This window comes from Wenzhouxiangella sp. YN1, assembly GCF_056324145.1.
This window is the reverse complement of record NZ_JBJNIO010000155.1, coordinates 251,650-266,127: the sequence shown is the minus strand read 5'-3', so window position 1 is coordinate 266,127 and position 14,478 is coordinate 251,650. Positions and strand designations below refer to the sequence as shown.

The 14,478-nt window shown below is 61.9% G+C and carries 6 protein-coding genes; all 6 read right to left on the bottom strand.

Annotated features, from left to right (window positions below; translation table 11 throughout):
• Nucleotides 1-76: 76 nt before the first annotated feature.
• The 6 genes from ACEWQZ_RS12460 to ACEWQZ_RS12435 all read right to left on the bottom strand — a co-directional run bounded on the left by ACEWQZ_RS12460 (nt 77) and on the right by ACEWQZ_RS12435 (nt 14,476).
• The gene (locus tag ACEWQZ_RS12460; RefSeq protein WP_476483422.1) at nt 77-685 is read right to left on the bottom strand and encodes a DUF502 domain-containing protein; all 609 of its coding nucleotides are present in this window, start codon (nt 683-685) and stop codon (nt 77-79) included.
• The gene (locus ACEWQZ_RS12455) at nt 675-884 is read right to left on the bottom strand and encodes a hypothetical protein (protein ID WP_476483421.1); all 210 of its coding nucleotides are present in this window, start codon (nt 882-884) and stop codon (nt 675-677) included. Before ACEWQZ_RS12455 ends, ACEWQZ_RS12460 begins: the two co-directional genes overlap by 11 nt.
• 129 nt (nt 885-1,013) lie before the next feature.
• Entirely contained in the window at nt 1,014-3,296 is a 2,283-nt protein-coding gene (locus tag ACEWQZ_RS12450) for a beta-propeller fold lactonase family protein (RefSeq protein ID WP_476483420.1), read from the bottom strand.
• A gap of 2 nt (nt 3,297-3,298) precedes the next feature.
• Nucleotides 3,299-11,689 (bottom strand): hypothetical protein, encoded by an 8,391-nt coding sequence (locus ACEWQZ_RS12445; RefSeq protein WP_476483419.1) that lies wholly within the window; start codon nt 11,687-11,689, stop codon nt 3,299-3,301.
• 16 nt (nt 11,690-11,705) lie between these two features.
• Nucleotides 11,706-13,484, bottom strand: a complete 1,779-nt coding sequence (locus ACEWQZ_RS12440) for a hypothetical protein (RefSeq protein ID WP_476483418.1) — start codon at nt 13,482-13,484, stop codon at nt 11,706-11,708.
• The gene (locus ACEWQZ_RS12435) at nt 13,481-14,476 is read right to left on the bottom strand and encodes a peptidylprolyl isomerase (RefSeq protein WP_476483417.1); all 996 of its coding nucleotides are present in this window, start codon (nt 14,474-14,476) and stop codon (nt 13,481-13,483) included. The genes ACEWQZ_RS12440 and ACEWQZ_RS12435 overlap by 4 nt, the downstream gene beginning before the upstream one ends.
• Nucleotides 14,477-14,478: the final 2 nt, after the last annotated feature.

Here is a 14,478-nt window from a genome sequence, read left to right as displayed (position 1 = left end):
TTTCCAGATTCGACTCCGGCGCACCACATCCAAAGTCGGAAACGGATGCAACCTGCTTTGATGCCGGGTTAATAAGCTATCCTCCCCGCCGCGACATCCCCGCGGTCAGAATGAACCGCAGGGCGTCGTCGAAGGGCAGGTCCAATGGTTCGCACCACTGTTTCGGCACAAACACCGTATAGCCCGCAATCTGATAGCTCAGCGGCAGATAGACGGCGACCTCTCCGGCTTCGCCGAAAGGCAGGTTGGAAAAATCCTCGCGGGTGATGAAGCCCATCACGCCGACGTTCAGTTCCGGGTGGCGAACCATGACCGCCTGATTGAAGCGTTTGGCGTCGTCGCTGGAAAAGTACTCCACGAAGTCCTTGGTCGCCCGGAATACGGACTTGATCACCGGCATGCGTTCCAGCGCGGCCTCGCCCAGGCCGATCAGCTTGCGAAACAGCCACACCTGGCTGAGCAGTCCGATGGCGATCACAACGACAACGCCCCCGACCAGGCCCATGCCGGTGATGTACCAGTCATGCGGCAGTACAAGCTTGATCAGTGAACCGATGCCACGCTCGGCGATGCCGGCGAGCCAGAGCACGATCAGCAGCGTCAGCGCGATCGGGATGATCGTGCCCAGGCCCTTGAAGAACAGGCGCATCAGGTGCGCGACCGGGCGGTCATTTTCAGAGTTCATCGATCTGCTTCCTCAGCGCCTCGCGCCGATCGGTGACGATGCGCTCAAGCGTTTCGATACGTTTGCGAAACTCGTCTTCGATCTGATCAAGCCGCGCCTGGCATGCGCTGCGGCTGCGCCGGGATTCCAGCCAGTGTCGGCTGATGAGGACAAAACCGATGATGGCAGTGATTGCGACCAGGGCAGCAAAAAGATTCATGCGGGTACTCCGGTATGAAGCAGGCGCCCGACAATCGTAGCGCCTGCTTCATGATATTAACCCGGCGGCTTTGCCGATTGCATGCCGGGTTGGTATTGCTGCCGGTGTCCGGCAAGTCAGTTCACGGGATCAGTCCGCCGAGAAACGGTCGGAGAACAGGGCGTCGGCGGATAGCCGCGTGAACACCACGATGGCATTGTCTTGATTGGCAAGCACATAGATATGCCGTTTGTCGTGGGAGGCGGCAATATCGGTAGGGCCGGCGAGATGGTCGGTGGTGGCCTGGCCGTCGAAGATCGTCTGCGCGACGTCCAGGTGACCAGCGCGAGTGGGATCCTGCTGCGCGGAAATCCGATCAAAGACCGTGAAGCTGTTATCCGCGAAGCCGCTGACGAACAGCTCGACGTTGTCTGGCGCCAGCTCCAGGCGCTGGGGGCCGCTCATCCCGGGCAGCTGTGGCTCGCCGCTGGTCCAGATGCGGCTCTGAGTCAGGCTGCCGTCGCCGTTACGATCAAAGCGGATCAGAGTGCTGGCCTGCTCGGCCGTGACGTAAACCTGGCCGCCGTCTGCGCTGACAGCCACATCCGTGGCCCCCGTCAAGCCTTCGATTCCGGAAAGGTTGTCCTGCAGCGCCTGGCGGAAGCTCAGTTGACCAAAATCAGGGCTGGATGGGTCGTTACTGCGCTCGAAGATCAGCAGGGCGTTACCCATCCGCGTGGCGACCAGCAGCTGGCTGCCGTCGGGGCTGACCGTCAGGCCGGCCGGGCGCTGCAGCGCCACTACCGTGCCGCCGCTGTCTTCCGGGTCGTCGGTGTTGTTGGACTCCGACTCGAGAAACGTCAGCGCGCCGGTGGCGCTGTCGCGTGAAAACACCGCAATCGAGTTGCTGCCGCTGACATACAGGTGTTCGCCATCAGGGCTCAGTGTCAGCCGGCGCGGCTCCTGCATGCCGGTGATGGAACGGCTGCCGTGAACATAGCTGTCCTGCAGGGCCAGGCTGCCGTCGGCGGCGCTGCGGGTAAAGGCAACCAGGCTGTCGGAGCCATGCGCAACGATATAGACGTGTGCATCGTCGTTGCTGATGGCGATATCGACTGGCCCGTCCATGACCATGCTCTCGAAGCCGGGCGTTTCTGTGTCGATACTGTCAAACACGCTGAGCCGACCGCTGGCGCGTTGTCTGTCCAGGATGGTCAGTTGACCGGTTGATTCACTGGTGACATAGAGGTGGTGGCCTGCGCGCGTGATGGCCAGCGCCGAGGGATCGGCGATGCCGTGAATGCCGTCTTCGCCGTTGACTGCGTCCTGTTCATGGCGAAGGCTGGGGTCGTGATCGGGGTCGGCAATGATGGCCGTAGCCGTGCTGCGCAGCAGCGTGCCCATTTGCGCATTGTCAAGGCGCAGCGCAAACGCCTTCTGCGGCCCGCTTGCTGCGCTGGGCAGAACGGTGATTCGGATCTGGCCCGCGATGTCACCGGCCTCAATCTCCAGCGTGCCCTGGCTGGCCAGGTAATCCTGGCCGGCGACAGCCGTGCGGTCTTCAGTCTGCCAGTCGAAAGAGACGTTGCGGTGATGATCTCGCGACAACGTGACCGAGAAGACCGCTTCGGCTGTGCCGCTGCGCGGTTTCTCGACCCAGGTATCGGTGACGCGAATTTCGGGATTATTGTCGTCATCAAGCAGAGTCACCGTGGCCACCTGGCGCGCAAAGGTGCCGCTTGAGGTGGCGGTGAGCTCGACAGTGAAGGTTTCGTCTGCTTCCGGAATATCGTCGGGGCAAATGGTCACCGTGATGTCGGCGTTCATGCTGCCGGCGGGAATGGTCAGCGTGTCCGAAGCGGAAATGAAATCAACTGAGGAGTTGCAGCTTGCTCCGCCGGTGGCAGTGCCTTCGCGGGTGTGCCAGCTGATGTCGATGGCCTCGGTCGAGGTCGTCGACAGCGTGACAGGCAGGGTCACCACCCGCGCGTCGCCGCTGTTTCCTTCGAGGACTTCAGCGTCTTCGATGGTGATTGTCGGGCCGCCTTCGACATACTGCGGGTCGATGTCGAGCCGAACCGCGCGGCCGATGGCGCCGACCGTGGTTTCGGCCGCCAGGCGTGAGCCGATATAGATCTCGACTTCATTGCCGGGTCGCGCATACCCGGGTCGTCGGGGCGACACGTCATCCATACCGACCGGCAGCGCGTACTGGCCCTCCAGGCGGGGATCCTTGCCCATGTGGTAGCTGATCAGCGTCTCGCCGGTTGCGCTCAACCTGGCTTCCACGATCGTTCCAGGCGCGACCGGCTGCCCGAACAATGTGGCGTTGCCGTATAAAACGTGGCTGGGCTGGTCAATCCTGGCCTGGGCTGAAAACGCCAGCGCGAGAAGTGTCAGCAGAAGCGTGATGGTTCTGTAGGTCGGCTGCATGCTCAGTTACCCGGATATGCGTAAGTTTCGAAGAAGATGCGAATGTCGTTGATCCCCTGGCCGTCGCGTTGGCCAGCACCGCCGGGTATTTCCTCGCCATGGATGAAGGTTTCCAGTCCTTCGACCGGATCGCTGAGGAAAGTGCCGCCGGGAATGATCATCAGCCAGCGTCGATTCCAGACCGAGCGGCCAATCAGCCGGCTGTCGGAAATGACCTGTGACGGGTCGAAGGGCTCGCTGAAGTGGTGGGCCGGAATGCGGCCGAAGCGCCGCGTCTTGACCGGCGACTCGGCGACTGTATCGCGAATCGGCAGCCAGTCGAACTCGCCCAGTTCCTGTGAGCTGATCGGGAAGGGGATCGGGATGGCCTGATCGATGACCTGCCATTCTCTGATCGTGAAGTCGTTGGCCGCAGGGGCCCTGAGCACATCGGCACCTACCGGGAACAGGTAGACGCGCGGATCATCGGCCAGGGGAAGATTGGCGTATTCACCGAACCATGCGCCGACCGAGTGAATACGCGTGGCGAACTGGCTGGAGTCGTAGGAGCTGTCTCCGGAACCCAGATCCCAGCCGAAGAAGTTCAGGCCAAAGGTGACGTTGGTCGAGAATGGAATCACCAGTCCCGGCTGTGGGCCGGCCGACTCGGGCGCGAATGGTCGTGCATGGCGCCGGAACTCCGGGATGCTCCAGAGATTGTCGACACGGGCGTTTTCAAGAGCCAGTCGCCATTCCTGGTCGCCTTTTTCACCTTCCGGAATACGGAACAGTTCACGCCGCAGCGAGAAGCGGTTGGTCTCGACCTGGGGATTGTTGAAGCCCATCTGCCCCTTGAGCACCTCGAAGTTGAGGCTGAGCTGGGCGAGCGCATTCGCCAGGCCCGGAGTGCCCGGCACTGGCTCACCCCCGATGATCTCCCCAAGCGAGCGTTCGCGCACGATGCTGGTCAAGAAATCCTGGCCGGCCTGGCCGTCGCTGCCGAGCAGGTTGGTTTCGTAATCATAGGCGGCTGCGGCCAGGTAGACATAGCGGGCAGCCAGATCGAAAGCGGCGCGATATTTTTGCAGGGCATCGTTGCGGAAGATGCGAAACGCCATGTCCTGGTAACGGTGCTCCTGTACGGCGGCGGCGCCGCGTTTGCGGAAGCTGACCAGGCGTTCGAAGCTGCGCAGGCCGCGCGCCAGGGTGGCCTTGTAGTCACCCAGCAGCTGTTTGATGGCCTCTGTGCGAGCATAGATCTCCGAGCGCAGAACAGGCTCCTTGCGCATCAGCGCATCCACCTGGCCCTTGGCGTTGAACAGATCCAGGGTGGCATCGTTGATGGCAGTCTTGATGCCCGACAGCTGAGCAACATCTTCCTTGGCAGCGTCGGTAGCGCTGGCGGCAATGTTGAGCGCGTCGGCCGAGGTGTCCAGAGCAAAGGCGGCTGCACTGCCGCCGGCATTGACTGCGCAGCGGCCGGCCGAGAACAGATCACCCCCGGCCGCCAGGCCAGCAATGGTGTTGTCCGGGATACAGGTCGCCGAGTCCTTGAAGCTTGCGTCGATAAAGGCGCCCACGCGACTGGCTACCACCGCGCTGGCGCTCATCGTTTCCGCGACTGCGGTCAGGGTTTGCAGGGTGTTGCGCTGGTTGATGGCCAGGTTGAGGTTGTCTTCGGTAATATCGAAGGTGGCCTGCAGGGTGTCGATTTCCGACACGATTTCCTGGCGCAGCTGGTCATATTCGACCAGCGCCTGCTTGAGTGAAATGCGGGCCTGCAGCATCTGCTGAAGGATCTGCTGCAGCTCGCCCGGTGCGCGTCGCTGGCCGTTCCAGCTGCCAGGCTTGGTGAACCAGAAACCGAAGTCCGGTGATTCGATGGTGACGTAGCTGACATCCAGACTGTCGTCGAGACTGACCTCGCCCAGCGCGCAGCCCTCTGAAATCGGGAGTAGTTTGCAGGGCAGGCCGTGAGAGCCGGTGTGCTCGGTTTCGCTCGAGCTGGGCGTCATGTCGAAGAAGTTGATGCCGTTGGGCACCGGGTCGTAACTGCCGGTGAACTCCTTGATCCGCTTGATGCCTAGATTATTGATATCGTCGGCGAAGTCGAAGTCCGTTCCAGCCAGGGCCGGTACGTCGATGTACATGTAGTGATACATGTCCGGGCCGTCGTAGCCTGCCGGGTAGGTGCCGTTTGGCCCGATGTCGTCTGCATATGGGTAGCCGAAGATTTCGATGAGCTGGTTCGAAAAGTCCGTTTCCTGCGCGTTGGCATCGATGGTCAGATCGTCCACCTCGTTCTGAGTGCGGCGGATCTGGTTTTCCAGCTGGTTGGCAAAGTCCCACACCTGGACCGCATTCTCGAGCGCACCCATGGCACGCTCGGCGACCTGTTCGAAGTGTGAGGTTCCCCACTTGGCCAGCTGCGCCGGATCGATATCGAACGGCACGACGTCCTTGGCAAGCCCCAGCGGGTTGAGGCCGGCATCGGCCTTGTCGACCTGGCCCTGTATATCAGTGAACTGGGTGGCAATCTCGTTGAGCTCGCGCACGGTCGTACGATCGATGCGCTCAATGCCGACATGCGCAGGATCCGGATCCTGTTCCGGCAGAATCGAATTGGCGGTCGCCCAGTCAAAGTAGGCGCCCATGCCGGCGCGCCGGCCCCACTCACTCAGGCCCCAGGCTCGTTGCGGGTCGGTATCTTCGTATCCCTGCCATTGCCCGTCGGGGTTTTCGACGTAGCGTGAGCGATAGGTCAGATCAACGATTTCGGCGGCGGTGCGTGCCTTGGCCGCGGCCGATTCGGCAAACTGGCGTTCGTCGAGAAAGTCGACCTGAATCGGCACGCCGGCTACGGTGACGGCTTCCGGTCGCGGCTCCCAGGTAAAGAAGGGATGGCGCAGCAGGTCGTAATAGGTCTTGATTGAGGTCAGATAATGGCCCCAGGCGTCACCATGACCCTGGGGGAACATGATGCGGGCATCATACTCGTCGATGACGCCATCGGCATTCTGGTCGCTGATGTTATAGCTCTGGCTGTAGGCGACCTCGCCATCGCCCGTTGTGAAGTTCCAGAACAGGCGGTTGTACACGGGGCTAGCGGTGACCGGACCCTGACTCTTGTCGCGGCCGCGCAGCAGCACCAGCTCTTCTTCAAGCAGGGAGGCGAGCTGATTCTGGAAGTTGAAGATACTGGGTGCCAGAGACAGATAGCTGCCGCCCCCGGTGCTGATGCCGATGGTGGGGTCCTGAGCGTCGGCGTAGGCTTCGTTGCCCAGCAAGGTGTAGAAGTCCACCAGGCGGGAGGCGACCAGCAAAATGGCGTTATTGGCCGGCCCGTAGTTGACCGGTGGGGTGCCGTCAACCGACAGCTGCATGGCCCGGCGCATGACGGTGGTGTAGGCCTCGATCAGCCCCAGCTGATTGATGTTGTTCGGATCGCTGTTGAGCGCTACCGGGCCCTCATAGCGTTCGCCCAGCTGGATGATCATGCTCACGTAGTTGTTCGTGGCCGCTTTGGCAAAGTCCTGCACGCGTGCCTCGAAAGGGTTGAGGCGGCTGAGAACGCGCTTGACCCAGCCCTGTGCGAGTTGAGCGATCTGGTCGCGAGGAGTCGATCCCGGGCTGCCGGCATACAGGCTCCACTCGGTCGCATTGCCGCAGGTGGGCAGGCCACGATAGCGAGCCAGGTACCAGTTGTCCGACAGGGTCTGGATATTTGCGCCTTCGATACTGATTTCGACAGCGCCTTGGGAATCGTCCACCGGAACCTGAATCCAGCCGTTCATCTGCCCGCTTTCCGGATCAGGAACGGGCAGCGGCGGGGTGCCGTTTTCGTCTGGATGGTAGAACCACTGGAACTCCAGCGCATCGGGATCGCCGCCGAAATCGCCGCTGTGTCGCAGCACCAGCTGCTCATCGAAGATGTTGTCTGGTGCGATCACATTGATCTGGCCCTGGTAAGTGCTCAGAATTTCGGCGGCGGCCGGCGGCGGTGGTGAGCGCAGGCAGCCAACCTCGATGACCTCCAGGCTGACTGGCTCGGGGTTGAGCGATTCATCGTTGTTGAAGGCCAGCGTGACATAGCCGCTGCCCTGGGAGAGCCCGGCGGTAAGTGCAGCGTCGACGCCGACGGCCTGGAAGGGCTCGAGAATGCCGTCGTTGCCGTCATCCTGGTAGCCGATGAGTACATCGTCAGCGTCCACCGGGCGATGTTGCTCGCAAACCAGATTGCGGCTGTCGTCCAGGCGCGTTTCCAGGCAGATCTTCTCGATGCGCTGCGGGTTGCGTGATAGCCGAAACAGCGCCTCGATGGCCTGGTCCCAAGAACAGGACGAGCCGGGGCTCAGGCAGTCATTGTCATAGCCGGTTGCTTCGCCGCCGTCGCCGCCGTCAAGCGTCTTGAGCGTGACCCGGTCACGCTTGGACAGCACGTTGAGCAGCAGAAACGGTTCACCCGCGCCGCTTTCGTCGAACAGGCCGCTGAGAATCAGACGCTTGTTGAGCGGGTCGTAGGCGATACGGTCGCGAATCGAGACCGGCAGTTTGATTGATCCGTCCTGGCTGCCGAGGATGGCCTCGGTGCCGTTGGTCTGGAACTCGGTGGCAACCTCCTCGGGTATTGCATCGAGATAGACGATGCGGGGATTGAGCGGGTCGATCAGCTGAACCAGGGTGTCGCCGGGCAGGGCATTGGCCGTCGTTTCCTGATGCTCGTCGTAGACGACCTCGACGGCTGCCTGGTTGATGATGTCGGGCAGGCCTCTTTTCGGACTCAGCAGGGTCTCGCCGCTGGTCAGCAAGGGGATATCGGTCGGCCAGGCAATCTCGTAGCTGACCCGGATCGGTTCCAGCGGCGAGTCGCTGCCGCCATGTTCGGCCGGCAGGCGCTCCAGCCAGGGCACGCAGGTGGCAGCTTCGATATCGTTATCGTCGTTGTTGTCGAGGTCGACAAAGAAATTCGGCTGCGCCGGATAGTAATAATGCACCGCACCGCTGCCGGCCGACTTGGACCAGAGCTGGTTCTTGTAATCCTGGAAAAAAGGTGGTGGCGCCGGCTGGCCGAGGCCCTGGCCTTCCACAAAGGTTTCGCTGCAGCCACCAAGTAATGTCACCGGGTACGGCGGCGCCACGGTTGTGCCCACGGTGCCGGAGTAGCGGAACTGGTTGAAGCCCGCGCCGGTGGCATCAACGCGGAACACCCGGAACCGCCACTCTTGCGAGGATTGATTGAAGTACTTGACCAGCACGTAGGGATCGGAAGCGGCGGCGCGGTCGCCGTCAATCTTTTCGCCAAAATCCGCGCGCAGGGCGAACACCGCCTGCTCGCCCGATCCGGTGTTGGAGGGCGCCATGAAGGCGTGCTCGTCATTGGGGTTGTAGCCCGGCTGGCTGAATTCATTCTGCACGTAGATTCGCGCAGATGGAAACCCCTGAGCGCTCAAGGGCTGCTGTCCCAGGACCTCGCTGCCCAGTTCACTGGCAACGACAATCCGTTCCGGGTCAAACGGCCAGCGCGGGGCGTAGCGCACGGCTTTGGCCGGCCAGTACACGCCTTTGGCGTTGTCGCGATACCAGCCGACGACCAGCTCACGCCCCTGTTCCTGTGGCCGCGCGTTGCTGTAGCGGTTGACCGGGATGATTGCCCCGGTCCGGCCGCTGCGCGTGTAGGCCGCTTCGGCACCCGTGCCGTCGTAGTAGGCGAGCTCGTTGACCACCCAGCCGGTTCGATTGGGTTCATTGTGGAAGGGGTCGCTGATCTTGCGCCCGATCTCGACTTCGACGTTATCTACAAACTGCGGCACCGCCGGGTAGGGCAGGGAGCGAACGATTTCTACCTCGACCGGATACTGCGTGGGATCGATTTCCGGGCCGTTGACGTAGATGATCGTGGCCGATCCGGAGCGCGAGGTGCTGAACGAACCCGAGCTGTATTCCGGGCTACTGGAGCCACTGGTCGGGTCGATGACTTCCAGCACGCGATAGCTGCCGCTGGCTGGCTCGGCTTCAACTGGTGCGCCGGTGATGTGAACCTGATAGCAGTCTTCCGATACGGCGTCAGAACAGGGCTCTCGTGGCCAGCCCACGGCACCGAAGCTGCTGATCCGCGCCTCATCCTGGAGCTCCCGACCCTTGATGCGCCACTTGACCTCGATGCTGTCGATGGGCTGCAGCGGAATGAGCCTGGCAGCACTCCCGCCAATGGGAGGCGCCCAGTAAAAGATGTTCTCGGCCAGAGCGTCGAAAGGTTCGCCATTGATCTCGAACTGAGGCGTGAAGGCGACTTTGTTGACCTCGGCGTCCGGCGGCGGCGTCAGCGGGGTGCCGGCAAGCCAGGCCTCTTCCTTGAAAAAGCGGCCGTCGGCACCGAGGCTGACGACGAAAGCGTCGTCGCCGCCGATCGAGGCCAGGGTGTCGACCGGTCCGAAGTACGCCACTGCGCTGAAGCGACCGCCGACGAAGACTGCGCCGATGCCGTTGGTGGCAATGGCCTGGCCGGCATCGTTGCCACTGCCGCCGGCATTGGCCGGTATGCCACCAACTTCGTTGTACTCGCTGCCGCCGGTGACCCAGTCCCAGCTACCGTCAGATTCGAGCGACAGGATATAGACATCCTCGCCGCCGCTGCTGGTCAGGGTGCCGAGCCCGTTGCTTCCGGAGTGAAATGTGGCGCTATTCTCGAACGATCCGGTGGCAAACACCTTGCCCAGCGCGTCGACCGTAATCGCGCCCGCCGCCGCGCTGGCAACGGTTCTTGCCCAGGCACAACTGATGCTTGAGGTGGCGATGTCGATGCTGGCGATATACAGCCCCTCGCCCGTTTGCGGAGCGCAGGGGGCGAAAGTGAAATCGCCGGAGTAGTCAGCAGCTACCAGCAGGCGCTGCCCACCATCATCAAGGGCAGTGTCCTGGATTCGGAGCGCGTCCGGAAGGTTCTGCGGGCTGCCCAGGCTGGGTCCGCTCTCGTTGAGCAGGTTGCCGACCGTCATCAGGAAGGGAACCTGTTTGCCGATCTTTTCCAGTTTGATGTTGTCAGCGTACCACCAGTCGTTGTAGCGCGTATGGTGCGGCGTTGAATAAGGTCCGCTGCCGCCGGTGAACCTGAACCTGATCCTGAGGTGTTTGTGCAACGCCCGCTTGTCTGAAATGGTCAGCGTGTCCGGGCCGGTGAATTTGAATTGCTGCCCGCCCGTGCCTCGCCCCTCGAGCCGATGGATCCGGCGCCAGTTGCCACTCTTGTCGCGATACTCGATAACAACGTCTTCACCGCGATCTGGCTTCTCTGAAATAAGCCCTTCCAGAAATTGTCTTTCCGGATCAAATCCGCGCATGAAGTCGCCTTGCAGAAGCAGTCGCTCGGCGTCCGAGGCGTCAATGAGCGGGGAGGTTACCGATACAGCACGACCGCGCAGGGCTAGTGCACGGGTGTCGGTAAAAAAGGCATAAGAGTAAGGGATAAAGGGCGCCCACCATCCGCGGTTGACGAAGATGACTCCTTGGGTGTCAAAGAGAAACCCATACTCAGTATCGCTGCTGCTCCAGCCGTTCCAGGACGAAAAGTTTTGGCTGAGCAGTTCGCTGGTGCCACCTTGTGATCGGGTGCCGACGGCGTAGACGCGATTGCTGTCGTCTATTTCCAGATGCTGAATGCCCTCATCGCCCGAGGCTGCGCTGCCCCGATCCCGGGCCCACAGGAATTCGCCGTCGGTCGAGGCCAGGCGAGCAAGAAACAAGTCGCTGGAGGTCGCCGCGCAGTTGCCGTTGGCCAGCGAATGGCTGGCTCCAAACTGCGCCGAGCATTCGTATCGCCCGGCCACCACAATCGATTCGGGCACCGGCGGCGCAATCGAGCTGTCTCCCGGTACGGCGACAACAGCGGTTGCGCGGTCATTGCCGCTGCCGCCCATGGCCCGAGCCCACTTCCAGCTGCCCTGGTTGTTGATTTTGGCGACAAAGCCGTCTGCCTCGCCGTCGGCCGAGATATCGCTGCCGCCAAACGTTGCCTGGGCATAGAAATCGCCGGCGACAAAGACGTTTTCGGCATTGTCGAGCGTCATGCCGTGGACATGATCGTCATAGGGCCCGCCCGCCGATGCCGCCCATTCGGTGATGCCTCCGGGGCTGATTCTGGCAATGAAGACATCCTGGCCGCCTTGCGATATGAGAGTGAAGCCGCCGATATCGATGCTGCCGCGGAAATGGCCGACGACATAGGTATCACCCGCCGGGCCGGTTTCCATGGCCACGACTTCGTCGTTTTCGCCGCTGCCGGCAGAGATGGGCCAGCTGGCCCGTGCCGTGAGAGATGCCGTCAGCAGTACGGCGAGCAGGGTCGTGTGCACGATTGTGGTCACAATAGTGGTCGCAGTCGTGGTCATGAGCTGACCGGGGTGCCGGGATGAATTCATTCCAGAACGTCCTTGTTTACTGGTTCAGTACCGGGATGGCCGAAATACGGCGCAGCCGAAAAATGCCGGAGGTAAAAATCGTGTTGTGGTGCAGACCACTGAGCGCGCCTTCGTAGACGCCGCCAAGTATCGAGTCCCCCCAGCCGGGGGGCTGTCTGCCGATGGGATCGTCGCTGGTAAAGATGAAACGCATGTCGCGGGTGACCTGATAGGCCTCCTGCTTGAAGTTCATGAACTGTGCGTCGAGATTGTCGTGATCGGGGTGGTAGCGATGCTTGAACGGATTGGTCGGCAGCTCGGGGTCAACAATCAAGGTCGTATTGAGCTGTTGCCCGGGGCCAAAGTCACCGCTGAACTCCTGCTCCAGGCCGGGGAAGTCGTAGGCAATGGTGCTGTAGCGCAAGCCCACTGAGCGTCCGCCTCGGTTGACCGCGCCGGAATACAACGGGATCAGGTTCTTGTCGGTCAATAGCACGTAGCGTCCGGGCTCGGCGACCTCGCGCATGCCGGGTTCGGCGCTGCTCGGTACCGTTGTGCCTTCCTGCCACATCTGAATCGCGTCCTTGAGCAGGCGGGCACGACCGGCAGAGTCGACGTGAATGATGACTCGCTGGGTGAAAGGATCGCGCACCGGCGTTGGCTCGACTCCGCCCTGCTGGGATTCGCTGACGGCGTTGACCTCGATGCGCCCTACCCAGAGGCCGGCATACGACACGATATCGCTACCGCTGTCGGTTACTGTCGCCTGCAGGCCACTGCCCTGAGTGGCCGCGCCGGCTACAGGTTGAATGGTGTTCCCGCCGACATGAAGAAGAATGCGCTCTCCGGTTTCGTCGGTAATTTCAAGTACCTGCTCCATGCGTGAGCGGTCGAAGCTTTCTCGTAGTACGGCCAGCGTGAGCTGAATGTCCTCGCCCGCTGGTGCCGGCACAACGAGCTGGTTTCGCAGATCCGGCCAGGCTGTTTCTCCCGTTTCCGGATCCTCGTTGAGAAATGCTATCGGCATGCTGCTGCCGCCAACGCGGCGTATGAGAAACGAGCCGTTGTGTCCGCTTCGGTTGCGCAACACCAGGCGGCTTTCGGTCAGCGCCGCGCTGAACTCGAGTGAGTCGCCATGTTCGAGAACCAGCGCCATCTTGCCTTGATAGCGTGATGCTCCGCGGGTATGAATCCAGTAGGCCTGCCCGTTCTTGACGGGCGTCGACGATTTGTCGATCGCATGCCACTTGCCGTTGGCCGAGAGCTGATAGACCGGCTGCCCGGCATGCGCTGGCGAGGACTCGAAAAACTCCTGAAAGGTGGGCGGCGCATCAGGATTGACCGTAAGCCCGGTCAGGGTGAACGCATCGGTTTCCCACCTTTGCCGGCGATGGCGCGGGCGGCCCTCGATGGTGATCTGCTGCGTCGTACTGCCTTCTACTTCGATGAGATAGGCGGTATTCGGATCGATGCGAAACAGGTTCGAAAGGAAGGCTTCGGGCCGTGGTTCCGGGAACCAGGCGAACCAGCCTTCGATGTTTTCCAGGCCTTCGGAAGGGTCCTCGATGAACTCTGCGCCGGGCTGGTCTGGCAACCAGCGCCATACGCTGGCGATGGGCAGGCCGGCAAAGACCTTTCTGATGTCACGCTCATCAGGCTCGACGTAGAGATACACGGCATTCCAGCCGGGCTCGAGATCGATCACCTGCTGCACTGTGCCCGACTGCTGTGCCGCGACCGGATTGGCCACTGCAAGACCAACTGCCGACAGCGCTGCGAGTGCGGCGAGACGAGTGATTGAAGAAAGCATGTTCATGACCTTGTCAATGCGGTGCTTGGACCCTGTGGGGGGCGTTGCTCTTCAGGGCCTGGCGGACCCAGCGGTTCGATGTCGGCCAGGCGCTGCCGGCGAATATCGGTTTCAAAACGTGCCAGCATCTCCTGGCGAAATGCGTCTTCCACGCTGCGGTAGTGGTCGCGCAGCAGGCGCTGACGAATGCCTGCCTGGAGTTCTTCGAGTGGCCGGCTGCGCTCGGGCTGATACTCGACCAGCCGGACCAGATAGAAGCCCTGGGCTCCTTCAATCACGCCTGATAGCGTGCCGGGTTCGAACATGCTGTTGGCCGTTTCTATAACGGCGGGGTCGTGGCGATAGCGCTCGGGTGCGTCTTCGCCGATCCAGCCGATGACGCCGCCGCGATAGCGACTGGACTGATCCTGTGAGTACTCGCGCGCCACCGCGCCAAAGTGTGTGACTTCCGGATCGAGCTGCTTTGCTGCCTGGTAGGCCTCGATGGCTTTCTCGCGCGCGGCTTCGCGGGCTGCCGGGTCGGCGCCCCCGGGCACCTTGATGTGAACCATCGCGACTCGCCGGCGGGCGGGGATGGCGTAGTCATCGGCTTCCTGCCGATAGATCCGCTCGACATCTTCATCGGTGATGGTGGCGTCTTCCTGACGCGGGCGAAGGTGATGGGCCACGTAGCTGTTGACCAGGATTCTTTCCAGCGAGCGCCGCACCTCCGGTTCGGCATCAAGCCCGTCCTGCACGGCAGCGGCTGCGAGTGCCTTGCGATAGAGCAAGGCTTCGAGCAGCTCTTCTTTCTGTGCCAGTTCGTGATACTGCCCGGGCCGGTGGCCGCCGCGCCGGCGCATTGCATCAACGTATTCGTCTGCGTCGATATAGGTATTGCCAATGCGCGCAATCCAGCCGTCGGGCGCCTGGGCCAGCGTTTGTCCTGTACTGCTCCACCACCAGCCGGCGGCAAGGCCGGCGACAAAGATGAGCAGCGCGATGAAGAGTTGCTTCATTG

Coding starts and splice junctions, on each gene's coding strand:
- ACEWQZ_RS12460 (WP_476483422.1), bottom strand. CDS start 685: ATGAACTCTGAAAATGACCGCCCGGTCGCGCACCTGATGCGCCTGTTC.
- ACEWQZ_RS12455 (WP_476483421.1), bottom strand. CDS start 884: ATGAATCTTTTTGCTGCCCTGGTCGCAATCACTGCCATCATCGGTTTT.
- ACEWQZ_RS12450 (WP_476483420.1), bottom strand. CDS start 3,296: ATGCAGCCGACCTACAGAACCATCACGCTTCTGCTGACACTTCTCGCG.
- ACEWQZ_RS12445 (WP_476483419.1), bottom strand. CDS start 11,689: ATGAATTCATCCCGGCACCCCGGTCAGCTCATGACCACGACTGCGACC.
- ACEWQZ_RS12440 (WP_476483418.1), bottom strand. CDS start 13,484: ATGAACATGCTTTCTTCAATCACTCGTCTCGCCGCACTCGCAGCGCTG.
- ACEWQZ_RS12435 (WP_476483417.1), bottom strand. CDS start 14,476: ATGAAGCAACTCTTCATCGCGCTGCTCATCTTTGTCGCCGGCCTTGCC.